The organism is Burkholderia sp. S171 (assembly GCF_009766085.1).
GTDB lineage: Bacteria > Pseudomonadota > Gammaproteobacteria > Burkholderiales > Burkholderiaceae > Caballeronia.
On sequence record NZ_LMUF01000032.1, the window covers coordinates 61,862 to 77,531 of the forward strand.

General features: G+C 57.3%; 12 protein-coding genes and 2 pseudogenes. 8 read left to right on the forward strand and 6 right to left on the reverse strand.

The features are described from left to right. A complete protein-coding gene (locus tag GSQ93_RS17455; protein WP_158936921.1) occupies positions 1–378 on the forward strand; it encodes a helix-turn-helix domain-containing protein in 378 nt (125 codons plus the stop codon). A gap of 289 nt (positions 379–667) precedes the next feature. On the opposite strand, the gene GSQ93_RS17460 is transcribed toward GSQ93_RS17455, so the two are convergent. The 3 genes from GSQ93_RS17460 to GSQ93_RS17470 form a co-directional block, all read right to left on the reverse strand. Continuing rightward, positions 668–1,288 (reverse strand): NADPH-dependent F420 reductase, encoded by a 621-nt coding sequence (locus tag GSQ93_RS17460; protein ID WP_158936922.1) that lies wholly within the window; start codon positions 1,286–1,288, stop codon positions 668–670. Between the two features lie 112 nt (positions 1,289–1,400). Continuing rightward, positions 1,401–2,339, reverse strand: coding sequence for an SDR family oxidoreductase (locus tag GSQ93_RS17465; RefSeq protein WP_158936923.1), 939 nt, complete (start codon positions 2,337–2,339; stop codon positions 1,401–1,403). 52 nt (positions 2,340–2,391) lie between these two features. Further along, the gene (locus GSQ93_RS17470) at positions 2,392–3,027 is read right to left on the reverse strand and encodes an NADPH-dependent F420 reductase (protein WP_158936924.1); all 636 of its coding nucleotides are present in this window, start codon (positions 3,025–3,027) and stop codon (positions 2,392–2,394) included. A gap of 124 nt (positions 3,028–3,151) precedes the next feature. On the opposite strand from GSQ93_RS17470, the gene GSQ93_RS17475 reads away from it, so the two are divergent. Beyond that, the gene (locus GSQ93_RS17475; protein WP_158936925.1) at positions 3,152–3,604 is read left to right on the forward strand and encodes a helix-turn-helix domain-containing protein; all 453 of its coding nucleotides are present in this window, start codon (positions 3,152–3,154) and stop codon (positions 3,602–3,604) included. A 172-nt stretch (positions 3,605–3,776) separates the two neighbouring features. On the opposite strand, the pseudogene GSQ93_RS38130 reads toward GSQ93_RS17475, so the two are convergent. Then, a pseudogene (locus tag GSQ93_RS38130) lies at positions 3,777–4,064 on the reverse strand (transposase); the annotation flags it as partial. Between the two features lie 118 nt (positions 4,065–4,182). Next, positions 4,183–5,583: a hypothetical protein gene (locus GSQ93_RS17485; protein WP_158936926.1), complete on the reverse strand. Its 1,401-nt coding sequence runs from the start codon at positions 5,581–5,583 to the stop codon at positions 4,183–4,185. A gap of 942 nt (positions 5,584–6,525) precedes the next feature. On the opposite strand from GSQ93_RS17485, the gene GSQ93_RS38135 reads away from it, so the two are divergent. Together GSQ93_RS38135 and GSQ93_RS17495 are read left to right on the forward strand one after the other, a co-directional pair. Then, complete coding sequence (locus tag GSQ93_RS38135) at positions 6,526–7,272, forward strand: hypothetical protein (protein WP_254073915.1); 747 nt, start codon at positions 6,526–6,528, stop codon at positions 7,270–7,272. Between the two features lie 724 nt (positions 7,273–7,996). Beyond that, positions 7,997–9,019: a glycosyltransferase family 2 protein gene (locus GSQ93_RS17495; RefSeq protein ID WP_158936927.1), complete on the forward strand. Its 1,023-nt coding sequence runs from the start codon at positions 7,997–7,999 to the stop codon at positions 9,017–9,019. Positions 9,020–9,142: 123 nt separating this feature from the next. Here the strand turns inward: GSQ93_RS17495 and GSQ93_RS17500 are convergent, their stop codons facing one another. After that, positions 9,143–10,033, reverse strand: a complete 891-nt coding sequence (locus GSQ93_RS17500; protein WP_254073916.1) for a polysaccharide deacetylase family protein — start codon at positions 10,031–10,033, stop codon at positions 9,143–9,145. A gap of 632 nt (positions 10,034–10,665) precedes the next feature. Here GSQ93_RS17500 and GSQ93_RS17505 point away from each other — a divergent pair. From GSQ93_RS17505 to GSQ93_RS17520, 4 genes and pseudogenes are all read left to right on the forward strand, one after another. Next, a complete protein-coding gene (locus GSQ93_RS17505) occupies positions 10,666–11,574 on the forward strand; it encodes a glycosyltransferase (RefSeq protein WP_158936928.1) in 909 nt (302 codons plus the stop codon). 640 nt (positions 11,575–12,214) lie between these two features. Next, positions 12,215–12,811, forward strand: a pseudogene (locus tag GSQ93_RS17510) (sugar transferase); the annotation flags it as partial. 46 nt (positions 12,812–12,857) lie between these two features. Continuing rightward, the gene (locus GSQ93_RS17515; RefSeq protein ID WP_158936957.1) at positions 12,858–13,955 is read left to right on the forward strand and encodes a glycosyltransferase; all 1,098 of its coding nucleotides are present in this window, start codon (positions 12,858–12,860) and stop codon (positions 13,953–13,955) included. A gap of 3 nt (positions 13,956–13,958) precedes the next feature. Continuing rightward, the gene (locus tag GSQ93_RS17520; protein WP_216857626.1) at positions 13,959–15,647 is read left to right on the forward strand and encodes a glycoside hydrolase family 55 protein; all 1,689 of its coding nucleotides are present in this window, start codon (positions 13,959–13,961) and stop codon (positions 15,645–15,647) included. Positions 15,648–15,670: the final 23 nt, after the last annotated feature.

Below are 15,670 nucleotides of genomic sequence, written 5' to 3' on the forward strand. Positions count from 1 at the left end.
ATGACTGACGACTGTTCTCGAAATCAAAACTGCGGTGGCCGCTTCTCCTACGGGCTCGCCGCCACGCTTAGCATCATCTCGGGCAAGTGGAAGCCGCTGATCCTGTACTTCCTGCTCGACGGCCCGAAGCGCTACGGCGAGCTCAAGCGCAACGTCCATGGTGTCAGCGCCAAGGTGCTGATCCAGCAGTTGAAGGAACTGGAGGCCGATCACGTGTTGGCGCGCACCGACTACAAGGAGGTGCCACCGCGCGTGGATTACGCGCTTACCCCGCTTGGCCGGAGTCTGGCCGACAAGATTGTTCCGCTGTGCACCTGGGGAACCGAGAACATGGCAGAAATGGTGAGCATGCTCGTCGAGCGCGACAGTTTGCTTTAGCAGAATGCTGAGGGAGCGCTGAGTCGGACGACCTCCTGCATCCGTGGGAGGGCGGCAGATCGAATTCTTCCGATCAGAAGTCGGACGGTCTCTATTCCCTTGAGCTGCAGCAGGATTTCCAGGCCGAGCCGCAGCGTGTAGGTCCCACGCTTTTCGGCCCGGTTTCATAGGACCGAAAAGCCGCCGCCGACAGACAACTCCATTTGAGTGGGTCGATGAGAACGACGTGAAAAACGCGTTGTTCCCAGTGCGGTCGTGGACCTGCCAGTGAGCACGTGGTGTCGGTGATTCAGCCGACATCGACGTTCAAGGCGATGTCGAAGGTGCCTGCGCCGTTTTTGGCTAGGCCGATGAGCATCAGGCCGAGCGACTCGAGCGTCGAGGCCATGTGCAGGCCGCCGACATCGAACGGACGCAGCCCGAGACTCTCGATGAAGGTCGAGACGAGCGCCTTGGCCTTCGGATCGTCAGCGGCGATGAACGCGTCGAGGCGTCCATTCCGAGCGAGTACGGGGCCGAAGAGGGTGTTGAACGCCTTCACGACATGCGCGCCGGCGGGGGCGGCCCTGGCGATCTCCTGCGCACCAGAACTGCCGTGGGGTGTGACGAGCCCCGTGAGGTCGGGGGAGACCGGGTTGGTGATGTCGATGATCACTTTGCCGTCGAGCGCGTGCCCGAACTCGGCCAACACCGCCGCCGCATTGGTGTAAGGCACGGCGAGGATGACGATGTCGCCCGTCGGCGCGGCGCCGTACGTCCCTGTGGTTGCTCCGGCTGCAAGCTTGTCGGCCAGCGCCTGCGCCTTGGTGGGATCGCGGCTGACCACTTCGACGGTGTGTCCAGCCTTGGCGATGCGGCCGCCGATCGCTGCGGCCATGCCGCCTGTGCCGATGATGCTGATAGTGCTCATGCGCAGTCTCCTGGTGAGTTAAGTAGTGCTCATATTTTCCAAACGGGGCATCCCGCTCAATGTTCCGTGTGTGCCGAGCCCGTTGCAACTTGGCTTCCTGCCTCAGGTCAACTCAGAGGGCAGGGAAGTAATGGCCGTTGTCGAGGTCCTCGATCAGGCCGGGCTGAGAAGGCTCCCAGCCGAGCGTCTGGCGGGTGATGAGGTTGGACGCCGGGAGGTCCAGTGTGACCAAATTCGCAAGGAATCCAAAGTATCCAGGCAGCATCAGTACGTCCATGGGAATGCTCACAGCCGGCAGGCCCAGACGGCTGCCAATGGCCTCCGCGATCTCGCGGAACCGGATGCCCTCGCCCTCAATCCCGTGCCAACTTTTGCCAGCCGGACCCTTCTCCAGCGCCAGGCGGAACAAGGAGGCGAGGTCGCGGCTGTGCACGGCCGGCCACAGGTTCGCGCCGTCTCCGGGGTAGCCGATAACGCCCTTCTCCTTCGCGAGCCCGATCAGCAGCGGGAGGAAGCCGGCATCGGTCGTGCTGTGCGCGATGGGCGGGATCCGTACGACCGAAGAGCGCACGCCCCGCTCCGCGAGGCCGACTACGGTGAGCTCCACGACGTTGCGAACCCGCAGGGTGCCCTTGTACGCATTGCCGCCGGGAAGGGCCGGGTCCTCCTCGGTGGCTGGCCGGCCCAGGTTTTCCCACCCGGGCGAGCCAATGCTCGCCGACACGACCAGCGGCTTTCCGGTTCCGGCCAGTGCCTCGCCATACGCAAGCATGACCTGGAGCTCCGCAGCGGTCACGGCGTCAAGGCCGCCGGAGGGCAGCAGGTCTTGCCTGTGCGCGACGTGGATGACGCCGTCGAACTCCGCTGCTGCTTCCTTGAGCCCATCGAGGTCGGAGATATCCCCGCGACGCACCTTGGCGCCGAGCGCGGACACCGTCGCCGCGGACTTGTCCGATCTGGCTAGGCCAGTTACCTCATGGCCGGCGGCGATGAGATCGGGGATGATGTACGAACCGATATGGCCGGTGCCGCCAGTGACGAAAACATTCATGTTAGTGATCCTTATTAGTGATGTGATCCGAGAGGGGGTTCTATCGGTTCACTCAGCCGAGAAAACTGACGCCGATTGAGAAGTTGCTGTGCTTGACGGAGTGGATGAGGAGGCCCAGCGACAGCAGGCAGGCGTGCTCCAGCGTCCTTGCCATGGGCAGCGGACCGGCATCCATCGGGCGCAGTCCGAGGCTCTCGATGAACGCCGAGACGCGTGCCTTCGCCTGCGCGTCGTCCCCGGCGATGAACACGTCCAATGATTGTCCCTCGGCGGGACCGGCAGCCAGGACGTGGGAGAACTGGGCGTTGAACGCCTTGACGACTTTCGCATCGGCAGGGGCAACCTTGGCGATCTCCTGCGCGCCGAAACTGTCGCCAGCGGTCACGAAGCTCGTGTGATCGGAGGCGACGGGATTGGTGATGTCGACAAGAACCTTGCCTGCCAGCGCTTCGCCGTACTGCTTCACCACGTTAAGAACGGCGGAGTAGGGAACCGCCAGGATGACCATGTCCCCGGACGGGGCGGTGCCGAACGTCCCTGCCGTCGCGCCGGCTCCGACCTTCTCGGCCAGCGCCCGCGCCTTGGCGGCGTCGCGACTCATCAGCTCTACGGTGTGTCCGGCTTTGGCGGCAAGGCCGCCTATCGCTGCGGCCATGCCGCCTGTGCCGATGATGCTGATAGTGCTCATGCAGTCTCCTGGCGAGTTGGGTGTTGCTCGTGACCACTAGCAACCATCCTATTCACATTACTTGCAAAAAACAAGTAAACAACGAAATTTACTTGCGATATACAAGTGATGTTAATATCTAGCCATGAAGACGATATCGAAAGAAGACATTCGGTCCCATTGCGCAGTGAACTACGGCGTGGAGATGTTCGGCGACCGCTGGTCGCTCTTGATCATTCGCGACATCGTTTTTGTCGGCAAGAAGACTTATGGCGAGTTCCTGAAATCGGAAGAGAGAATCGCGACCAATGTGCTTGCTTCCCGCCTTGCCTTTCTTGAGGCGCAAGGAATCCTCTCAAGGGCGCCCAGCCCCGACGACGGGCGCAAGGACTTCTACACGCTGACCGAGAAGGGCCTGGATCTCATTCCTGTCGTGCTTAACATAGTCCTTTGGAGTGCGAAGCACGATTCGAAGTCGTACGTGCGACGCCTTAAGGAATTCGTTGCTCGATTAAGTCAAAGCCCCATGCAGGTGAGCGAAGAGGTGAAGGCGCTGGTCCGCAATGGCGGATGTATGTTTCCAGAGAGCAAGGAATAGGCAAGACGGAAAGCGCGCCCTGTCACGTCGCAAGAACGATATGCACACACCACCGGCTAAGAGGTGCAGCGAATAGAGGGGCCGATGGCCGAAACGATCCTGGAAGCCGTACGCGCGATTGACGAGATGCGACACGGTCGTCACCTTGCCACCAGTTAAGTCTCAGTACAGCCTCTGCGGCACGGCGGCTTAGCGTTCTATAGTTGGGCACAGGCAGGTCCGCAAATGCGAGTTCACGAAAACTTTGCACAAAACCCTGAGAGGCTCGAAGCGTCAAATGATAGCCGTGCTTAAGCGTGAGCACGGCCTGAATCATTGCGTCCGAGTAGACGTGCGGCCTGCCGCGCTTGAAAGCTCTCGCTTCGCTCCCACTCAGGAATGCGCTCTCGTCGATCCGTGGTCAAGCTGCCTCGCGCGATCAGCCCTGCGTTGTACTCCGCCAGTTCCTGACTCGACAGATTCCCTTAGGCTCGCGACTCTAGCGTTTATCCTTGCGCATATTCCCACCCAATGTCGAGAATCTACGCAGTTCCTTCCCAGGTTAACAGAGGCAGTCCCACGACCGTTACGCGCAAACGTCACCCCCCATGCTGCGATCGCTTTTTTGCAGTAACGCCACCGGCAACACTTGTCACCTTCACGATAATCGGATGATCCGCGACATTGACGGTTATAGACTTCACGCTCGAAGCACTCTGAATTGGCAGGGTGCCTTGAATCGGATCATAAACGGAGACTTGATTGGCAGTGCCGAAGTTTACCGTAATGGGGTATGTCGGAGGCGCAACCGCAGTGTGATTCGTTGCATTCCAGATTATCGGTTCAGCCCAAATGACAATGTAGAATGCCCCGTCTTGGCCTTGGAACAATATCTGCCCCGCCCATTGATTCGGCAGACCGGATACCTGGTAAACCAAAGCTCCCGGCGTGAACGAACCATTGACGTTGGCGCTCATGAGGGTGGTTGTGAAGTTGTGGAGTGCTATTGCCGCGGGTTTGGCGCTACCATCCCAGTTGAATAAACCGAAGTGGCTCTCTGCGTCACTGGGCCCGGCGTTCGAGCTTTCCATGAGCTCGTACATATAGACCGCCGGGTTGTTATAGCGTGCTCCGTCCATTAACGCATTCAGATTAGTGCGTGCCTGCACAGCTTCGCTCACACCACCGTTGCCGAGCGAGGTCGTCGAACCGGTTTCGGTCACTACCACCGGACGGGTCGGAGCATCGACATTCGCCGCTTTCATCCAATTGGTCCAATACCACGTGCTGTCAGTCGGGCTCCAGCCGTAGGCCGGTTGACCACCACTGTAGTAGATATGCACGTTCCCGGCGTCGCAGTAGGCACTCATGTTGCCCACGCCGCTGTAGTCGCTCGTCGCAATGCCTCCGAATGTAAGGAGGTAAACAGGCTTTTTGCCGAGCAGGGAGTCAGCTTTTTCGGCCTGGTAAAGAGCCCGCTGGAAGGCATCGAAACTGGCAGAACCGGTCAAACCGTTATAGGTGATCGGCCAGTTATCGACTTCATTGGGGCCTTCAACCGAAGCTACACTGCCGGGGTAGAGTTCCTCGAAGTTGTGCAGCATTGAGATTGCCCCGGGAATATTTTGGCCGACCACCATATTGACGTGGTTACCACTGGGCAAGAGGAGGGAATAACCGGATGTAAATTGCGCGTTTTGTCCATAAACATCGCGTACGTTGTGAATCCCAATGTAGGTGAGGGCATCCCCCACGGCCGATGGGTTTGCATATGGCGTGTTCGCCCATCCCATGTGAACATTGATGCCGAGACTGCCAATGAAGGACGCGACGTTGCGGGCCTGGGTTCCCTGGCTCTGGGCCGGAGTCGCTTCTGACGGAGTCGACCCGAAAAATACACAAAGAAATAATAGACTCAATGACCCGCGAATCACTCGTATGCAAAGCGCGGACGCGCCGAAAAATTTTCGTTGTACTAACATAATCAGTTTCTCCACCATCGAAATTTTCAATGAAACGTCTACAAAGGAACCTTTTGATACATTGCTTAGCGGTCGTACCAACCGCGCGCTTCTATCCATCGGCTACAAATCTCAGTGGCGGCCGCTGCGATCTGACCTCAAAATACGTTTGGTGTACTAAGGGACGTTTCAGCGGCATATCTAAATTGAAAAGTCACTACTTACGGAGGTAGGCCTGGATGCTCAGAAGGGCTCGCACACATCTGGCTATAGGCGGGCTACAACGGACGGCGAGTTGTCGGCCGCAAGGCCTTACGGAGCCTCGTCGACACCCGAGGCACCGAACGCGAGGCACTGCGACTCATAGGTGCGCGACCCCACCGACCTGCCGGCAGTGGTCTGCATCCCGCGTTGACCGTCAATGCACGCTGCATTTGCAAGCCCGAAATTACGGCGGTAGAAATCTCAAAGAGTCCTTAAGAACCGCTATGGAAATTGCGGTGCTGACCTGGTATAGACCCGTGGCAGCCGAGTTTGCACAGGGGAAACGGAGCCGTTGCGGAATCGCTGCGAGCAGACCGTCACCGAAAACACGCAAAGTGGAATTAGCAACTCATAAAAGCGTTTCCCATTTCGACGCCCACGTTAGGCGATAGAGGCTGGAGCAGGCAAAGGAAGACCCATGGCGCCGAGCGGCGCGCTAAGCGTTTCCTTACTAGTCAGGTCAGTGCGCGGTAAAACGTACCTGCGCGTAGAACTCACAGGCAGACAACTACTCCATCAACAACTGAATTTCATGTTACATCGATGAAACATTTTTTGTCAGTAGCAGTTGCGCTACGATGCGTAACAATTTGTGAGAATGAGTAATAGATACTGGTTTATTGGATCGGTACGACTTCTCGTGATGAAAATCCGGGCGCAATGCCGAAATTTACCGATGAAAACGATGTGGAGTCTTAAATATTCATACGAATAACTGTGGCGTTTATCAAATTTGAATCAAAAATAACAAATCAACTTTGCGCGGTAAATCAGGCGCGTTGCCATCTCGGCGCCGTCGCATCCGTCTACAAGTGTTATGAAGCAGGCCGCAACGGTTTCTTGCTGCACCGCTGGCTGACTGAACAGGGCATCGTGAATCTCGTGATGGATTCGGCCAGTATCGAGGTGAACCGCCGTGCGCGTCGCGCCAAGACAGACCGGCTTGACAGCGACAAGCTGCAGTCGATGCTCATGCGCTATTACGCGGCGAGCGGAGCGAGCGTTCGGGCGGTCGCGCGCATCCCCAAGCCTGAGCAGGAAGACGACCGGCGCCGCACCGCGACATCGAATGGCTGCATAAAGAGCGTACAGCGCACACGCAGTTACCGGGCACCAACAGTTCGTCGGCATTTCATGGAAAAAGCCGATGGAGTCTGCGTGGACTCGGTATCCTTCTTTCCAAGACAAGGTGGCCCAACGTGCCATCGTGATGCTGATGGAGCCGATCTACGAGCAGGACTTCATGGACTGCTTGTTCGGGTTCCGATCGGGTCGCAGCGCGCATGGAGCACTGGCAGCGATAAGGGAGGCGATTGTGATGCGGTGCGCACGAGGGGCGCTCGACGACGACGCAGAGCGTGTTCTGGAGGTGCTCGGCAGGCGAATGGGGAAGTACGGACTGGAACTTCATGCGAACAAGACAAGAGTGGTCGATTTCCGCTTCAGGCCAAAGTCAGTGGGTGATGATCGGAAAAGGCATTAGCGACGACGTTCAACTTCCTTGGTTTCGTTCATACATGGGTGAAGTCGCGGTTTGGCAAAACTGTGGTGAGGCAACTGACCGCGAAAGGCCGCGTCGCACGCGCACACAAAGGCATTCAATGAGCAGATACGAGCAACTCGGAATTGGCGGATACGCGAGCAGCATCAGCGGATTTGCCGAAGGCCCGAATCATTCACCATGTCTCCAGAAAGCAAGTCCGTGGACGAACCTGGACGATGAAGACCCTGTCTACTCGGAAACAGCTTTCCTCACAAGTTAACAGCCCCCTCGGCGATGATTGTCAACATGCCTTAGTATTTGTGGCACAGTAAAATTAGTACGTTTCTCAAACTCCATGTTCATTAATTAGCCCTGCGCCCCGCCGCGTCGCCGTGGCAGCCAAGGGATCAAATCCTTGACAAGGTAGCTTGACGATTCACTTTCGAAACATATTTGCTAGTTTTGCCCCGGGCTCCGCCGATCACGGATAGTCTGTGCCAAACCCGGGCTGCTAAAGACTTCGATGGTCTATTGCTTGCTTTATAACGGCACCAATTTAGCGAAGGATGACACAACGACAATCGCAGGCGACGCGCGCCATTTGCTAAAGAGTCGCGATTCGGTCAACGAATGCTGACCAATCTATTGCGGTCCAAATCCCGGCAGATCCTGATGGCCCACTCATCAACCTTTACGTAGGCAATTATGAATAGACCCGAACGTTTCGAGCCGGCGACATGCCGCACCGTGTCCATCATCCTACCTGCGCATAACGCGGCGCCTTATGTCGAGGAAGCAGTGCGCGCCATGCTGACGCAAACCTGGACCGATTTCGACCTTTTCATACTCGACGACGGTTCGACCGACGGTACGCTGGAAATTGTCGAACGGCTTGCGCGCGAGGACGATCGTATTCACGTCGTGAAGAACGGCGAGAATCTCGGCCTCATCGCCACGCTGAACATTGGCCTCGGCCTTGCTACCGGTAAATACATCGCGCGCATGGATGCCGACGACTACAGTCCGCCGGAGCGCCTTGCGATTCAGGTTGCGTTCCTTGAACAGCATGAGGAGGTGGTAGCACTCGGCTCGAACGGTCGGTTCTTCGGCGTGAAGACTGGCGTCTTGAACGTGCCGCAAACCGCAGGGGCCGTCAGGACGCGCCTGATCTTCGACAATCCGATGATCCATAGCGCGATCCTGATGCGCAGGGAATGGCTCGTCGCGCACGGAATTCAGTATCGGAAGCGCGCGCCACATTCGGAGGACTACGACTTCTGGGTGCAGATCGTAGAGGCCGGCGGCGACATCGTGAACCTTCCAGAGCAATTGTTGTATTACCGCGTTCATGAAACGAACGTCACGCGTCTCAAGCGGCGGCAGCTCGAAGAGAGCTCCGGCGAGATCCGCCGGCGCCAGATGGCGAATCTTGGCTGCAGCTTCACGCCTGAAGAAGTCGACGTACTCGACACCTTCATGTTCCGTAAGCGCTATCACGCGACCAAAGCCGAAAACGCGCTGATTCGGAGCATTCACGCGAAACTAGCGCGGCTTCCTCTGCCTGTCGGAAGCTTGAGCCGCCGTTTTGAACGGGGACGCTTTATTGCGTCGCTTTTTAGCCGCCCGCACGGCATGCGCGACAAGCTCAAGCTCGCAGCCGCGCTGGGGCGGATTAATCCCTTAACGGCCGCGGTGTTCACGGTGCTATTCGCCTTGGGCAAGCCTTAGGCAGGCACGCGCCAGAGGTTGGTTGCGAGGACCAGCCGTCGGCGCGTTGCATTGCGTCTTGGATCACGGCCGTATCGTCAAACAATCGAGTCCACCGCGTTTGCCGGCTTGTCCCAGGATGACTCAGACCTGCGGCTTCCGGCCGCTGATGCCGCCGCCGTTAAGAACATAGCGCAGAAACTGCGTGATGCCAGTGAGCTGCGCGGCGAACCACGCTACCGATGAATCGTCGTGAATATCCAGCGCCCTGAGCTGGAACGGATCAGTCGATTCGTCATTCCAGCCTATATCGACGGTGCGCCCTGTTCGATACCCGGCCGCCTTTAGCATGGCGATCTCACGCGAACCATAGTCGCCGTTCGGATAAGAGAAGTGCTGACACTTTGTGCCGGTAAGCCGTTCAACCTCGTTCATTGAACCAAAGAGTTCATCGACGCATTCCGGGTCGTCGCATTTTGTCAGGATGGGGTGAAAGCGCGTGTGCGACTGGAAATCGACATACGGACGCATCGCTTCGATGTGCGCCGCGCTAAGTCCCGTGGCGCTCGCCGCGCTGGTTTCAGTGTCGCGCTGAAATCCGCGCGATCGCAATTCCGACAGCCGCTCGCTATTGGTCATTCTTTTAAGACGCTCGACGCCCGCCTCAAGTGCGCCAGGATGCATCCACCAATGAGTGCGCGGCTGTGCCACGATGCCGCTGCAGAGGTAAATGGTAGGGCGTACACCATGCTTGATGAATACGGGAAGCAGTCGAGCATTGCCCACATGGCCGTCATCGAGCGTGATCGCGGCGCGTGGACGACCTGATCCTCGCGTAGTCGCTTCAGCGAGAGGCACCAGGTCACAAAACGTACGCAGGTAGGTCAGATGCGCGTCAAGTGTCGCCGGATCGGGGTCGTGATAAAGCAGGACTGCTACCCTGTCTCGCCAAACGAGATGCCGGACCGCAGTGGCAATGCCACTGACGAGCACGACTCGCGTGAAGACCTCGCGCATAAAAACCTTCGGTCTCATCCGCATCCCCCTTGGTTGCATAGCTCGATCCTTATACATGCTTCAAAAAAACGCGGAGTGTGCGCTCCCACACACTCCGCGCCTGTTAGCGACCTTGAAGTATGTTTTTAGCTTTCCTCATTCAATATGGAAAATCCATTTGATTAATCATATGGAAAATCCCCCTGATTAATCAATATCCAGGCTTATCCAAGATAACGACTTGTCTAACCATTCGTTACCCTAATAAAATAGCTTGCGCGTCGTCAGTTGCTAGGGGCATCATCGCGTTCAATTGATATCCAGGCTTTCCAGATAACAGTTTGTCTAAACATTCGTTAACCTAACGAAACTACTTGCGCGCGTTTATTTTATAGGAGCATCATCGCGTTGAATTGATATTCAGGATGTTCAAGATAACAGTTTGTCTAAACATTCGTTATCCTAAGAAAATTACTTGCGCACATTTATTTTATGGAGGCATCATCGCTCCAATCGCCTAAAACATCGCCATTTCGATGAGGGTCTACGTCATGACATCGTCATCGATTCATGCAACGGATAAACATCGCGTCCTGTATTCCGGCTTTCGCTGGGAGCATCACGATGACGAATCTGGTTACCATCACGTTGTTGTATCGGGCGCCGACTATGTGGACGGCGGCCAGCTATGGGGCAGCGATGGCTCGGTGCGCTCCCTCAGGCGGCGTCTCAACTTCATAATGATCGATTTGCTGACAATCGTTCGGGCCGTGCCTTATCGAGCAGTCCTTTTGTTCTATCCCGAGCAAACGAGCTACGTGTCTCCGCTTATCCTGCGGCTGATGGGCAAGCGAGTTGTATACGTCGTACATTTAGGCGAGGACTACTGGATGCATCGGGACGGCTCGCTCGTCAGGAAACTGAAGCGCTTTAACCTGCGTTTCGTCGATAAATTTATTACGCTGACAAGTCAGCAACAGGCGGTCTTCGAGCGCGATTTTCCGGGACGCGTCGCGCGCATTTCGCATGGCGCATGGTGCCGAAACGATAAGGCTGAGCATTCAAACTCAAGCTCCCGCTCCTGCAGGATTGCCGTGGTGGGCGACACCTATCGCGACTATCGACTTCTCGAAAGGATCTTGGTCTTCTTCGAACACCGTTATCCAGAAGTCATGTTCGATCTCGTCGGCATGAAACCCGAAAGGCTTAAAGACGTCCATGCGCATGCGAACGTTATCTGCCATAGGCGCTTGAGCAGAGAAGCATATGGCGAGGTACTGCGGGGGGCCTTATTCATGCTCTTGCCGCTACAGTTCGCTACCGCGAATAACGCCCTTCTGGAAGCATTGACTGCGGGCTTACCGGTAATATGCAGCGACGTAGAAGGCGCACGCGAGTACCTTCCTGAGGGTGACTACGTATTCGATTCAATCGACGACCTGGCGATCAAGTTCGAGTACCGGCTCACGCTCCCGCAAGCGGATCGAGATAAGGAGGCCCGCATGCTTATCTCTTATGCGAGGAAAAACTATTCGTGGGAAGTTATCCGCGAGCGGGTGCACCAATACTGTCTTGCATGACCTTCAATTATTTTTTGATTTCCACTGTTTTTATTTCCTGTTCTATTCTACAGTCTCCAAGAAACATGGATTTGGACTCCGAACTAATAGATTATTGCCTGTAACGCGCTCGTTCTCGTACTCCGACCTGACTATCTCGCGGTCGTGCCCCAAGCTTCTTCTTCTCGTAAATTAAACACGTTTTCGCAACACAGCCTTCAGATGAATGCCCTGCTTTACTGGTGAACTGCTTTATTTGGACCCCATACGAATGCGAGGTCCTCGAGATGGTTTGCTAGATCGCAAGGGCAGCATGTAAGCGGCACTGTTTCGCGCATGAAACGTTTTTATATCAACGAGCGGCCCGTGCCGCCTTTATCAACGCTCAGCCGAACCCGATCGTCCCCAACACACATGCGTTGGCACGTTCGTCGAGCAGCATGGGCGCATTCCCGATGACGGAGAAGCCGCGATGACCAAGCATCGTTTTGACGCGGGTCTTATGGACGCGAGAGATGCATCCAAGTATGTCGCAAGCATCACCGAGCCGCTTCAAGCGAATCGCGCTACCGATTTCGACGATGAATCGCTACAGGGCAGGGCGTCGTGCGCCGATACCGCTTGCGGTTCGACCGGCATGTCTGCTCTCTTTAGAGCTTTCGTCAAGCGGGCGCTTGATATCCAGATCGCATTCACGCTGCTTGTGCTCCTGTTCCCGCTGCTGCTCGCCACAGTTCTCATCGTGATGAGTGACGGGGGAAGCCCTGTCTTCGGACACCCTCGAGTCGGGCTAGGAGGAAGAAAATTCAGATGCCTGAAGTTCCGCACGATGGTCAAGGATTCCGATGCCGTGCTCGAGCACTTTCTCGCCACCGATCAACAGGCACGCGAGGAATGGAACCGAGCGTTCAAGCTGAAGAACGATATCCGCATTACGGCGATCGGCCGCATCCTGCGCAACACGAGTCTCGACGAGCTGCCGCAGTTATGGAACGTGCTGCGCGGCGACATGAGTCTCGTTGGGCCGCGCCCCATCGTCGAGAAGGAGCTGGCCAAGTATGGCGATGACCTTCGCTACTACCTGATGGTCAAGCCGGGCGTCACTGGCCTTTGGCAAGTTAGCGGTCGAAGCAATCTGGACTACGAAACGCGTGTCGCACTGGATGTCGATTACGTCAAGAAGTCTTCTTTGGCACTTGATTTTTCCATTCTTTTAAGGACGTTAAAAGTCGTTTTTGAACGAGACGGAGCTTATTGATGGTCGATGCTCACACATTCATCCCTCACGTCAAAGGAGCCTCTCAATGAGAGTGATTCAGGTCATGGAGTCAACTGCCACGGGAACGCTCTCGATGGTCTTGACGATCTCGAATCGTCTGGCGGCAGAGGGGCATGATGTGTATGTAATTTTCTCCATCCACGTGGAGACGCCTCAGAATCTCCGCAGCCTCTTTCATCCCAAGGTCGAGCTGCGCCACATTCAAATGAAGGGACCACCTTTGCCGTTCGTCATCACCCGGCTACGCAAGGCAATTGGAGAACTGCGCCCGGACATTGTCCATCTGCATTCTTCCTTTGCAGGCTTTCTCGGCCGGGTGGCGACGATCTTCGGTGCGGGATCGGCGAGGTTTTTCTATAGCCCTCATTGCATCTCGTTCATGCGAGCCGATGTCTCTGCGCTTAGCAGGCTCTCCTTCATCGGACTGGAATTGCTCGCGTCCCTAAGGACATGCACCTACGTCGGCTGCTCGGTTAGCGAATGCGCAGCCGTGCGACGCTACCTCCACAGGCATATTGTTCTCGTCGAGAACGCAATAGAGAGGAGCGTCACCGGCGAGAGCGGCGAACCCGGGGTGGATCGGGCCACCACGTCAATCAAGCGCGTCGTCATGGTGGGCGGCATCAGGCTGCAGAAGAACCCTCCGCTATTTGCGCAGATCGCCCGCTTGTTCGACCGGCAAGGCGTCGAGTTCGTCTGGATTGGTGACGGCGACGAAAGGTTCAAACAGACTCTCTTCGCCGCCGGCGTTAGGGTAACGGGTTGGTTAAGCCGTGCCGAAGTGCTGCAACAACTGGAACGAGCCGATATTTTTCTCTCCACGTCGTCGTGGGAAGGCATGCCCGTTTCCGTCATCGAAGCGATGAGCGTTGGCACGCTGGTTCTTGCAACCAAGTGCGCGGGCAACGTCGACGCCGTGCGGCACGCGCAGACGGGCTTTCTTTTTGAGAGCGCCGCAGAGGCGATCGTGCTTCTGAATCGCATGGCCGACGACGGCCCCCTTCGAAAGGAAATCGCGCGTAACGCAAAGCGCGAGGCACGCGAACGATTTAGCGAGGACCGCTTCTTCTATGAATTGAGATCGCTCTATGCAATTCCACAGATGCAACTTGCGGTTCGTTAGCGCATGAATCGTCGACGCGAACTACTCGTCTTGTCCGCCGCCGGTGCCTGCGGCGCATTGCGCGCGACATCGGTGATGGGCGCGGGCACCGCTTCGCCGGTGCGGACAATGTCGCCGAATGCGTCCGACGGTTCACTGTCGATCCGCGATTTCGGCACGACAGGCGACGGTGTGACAGATGACACCGCTGCGCTCCAGCGCGCCATTGATCACGTGCGCGACGAAGGCCTCGCGCGTCGCGACACATCGCACTTGCCCAGACTCGTATTGCCGTCCGGCCGTTACATACTCACGGACACGATCAACACGGTGCCGTGGATAAAGCTTTGTAGCGTTGGCGGCGTCCTGCTCGATTTCCAGCGATTACCCACCGCCAGGAACGGCATTGTCTGTCGCAATGAAAACATGCTCGCCGCAGGCGACCTTTGTTATCCGGGCAACCGGTCTGCGTTTCTGGACGGCTCGGGCGGCACAATCTCCGTGCTCGGACCGGGTGCGGCGCGCGCGGACGGTTGGGGCATCGTCATGGGCAATCGCGATGCGCGGTTTCTCGGCGAAGTACGCGACGCGGGCGGGCACAACGTGGTCGTCACAGGATGGCGCGGCGCGTTGCGCATCGATCCGGTCAACACCTACCTCAACGCCTGGACGTCATGCCGCTTCGAGCAGAATCGCGAAGAGGCGATCTACGCTGCCGGGATGAAGGGACCGAGCGTGAACAGCGGCGAGCGAATGACTTTCTACGACTGCACGTTCTCGGGGTCCGCGCATGCATTGAATGTCTGCACCGACAGTCAGGACTTCGTCTTCGACGCCTGCTCATTCGACTTCCTGAACGACGTGATTCATTTCGGCGCAGGCTCGGGCTATGGCACGGTGGCGCTCAGTCACTGCCACATTGAGGGCATCGACCAGTCGATCGTGAACGCCGAGAAAGCAGGCGAGCAGATTCGCGTGGCGATCGACCATTCGATCGTGCTGCCGCGGCGCTGGCACCGAAACGGCGAGGCGAACGCGCCGCGTCAATTGATCGGCGGCCGCTGCTCGTTTTCCGCCGTTGCGGTGGAGTTTCGCTTCGAAGCGCCAGTGCAGAGTGCGAGCACGGTGCTGATCGGTGACGACGTGCATGTCGAAACGCTCAACGGCCTGAGCTTCCACGGCTTCGATGTCCTGCCGTCCCGCATTCGCTGCCTTAACGCAGATGCGCAATTTGGCCACGATCCTGTCGGCACACCGCTGGAACGGCTGTCGCATTGGAAAGCAGCGTCGGGAAGTCGCGCCGGCGCGGCGATTGCCAAGGCAAACTCCGAGCCCCTTGAAAAACGCGACGCCCACGATAGCATCGGCGGGCGCGCGCTTGTCGCCAAGGTGTCACCTGCGTCGACATCGTCGGCAACATTCGCGCTGAGCGCTAAATCGACGTTTGCGGTCCGTCCGGGAGACACGCTTTGCGCCGTTTCCGGTGTTGACTATGCTGGTCCAGCCGGAACCTGCACGGTATCGATCGACTTCCTGTCCGCCGATGGCAGTTCCATGTCACGCGCGATCAATACGGGTTCGCAGGGCGCCGGTGTCACCGGCTTGCGAACCGTTGTGCCCGCGGGTGCGACGCTTGGCTTGCTGTCTGCGGGGTTCAGCGACTGGAAAGGTGAATTGCGGGTGACCACGCTCGCAGCGTGGGCCGCCGCATGAGAGTGAGAATTTGCATCGCGGAG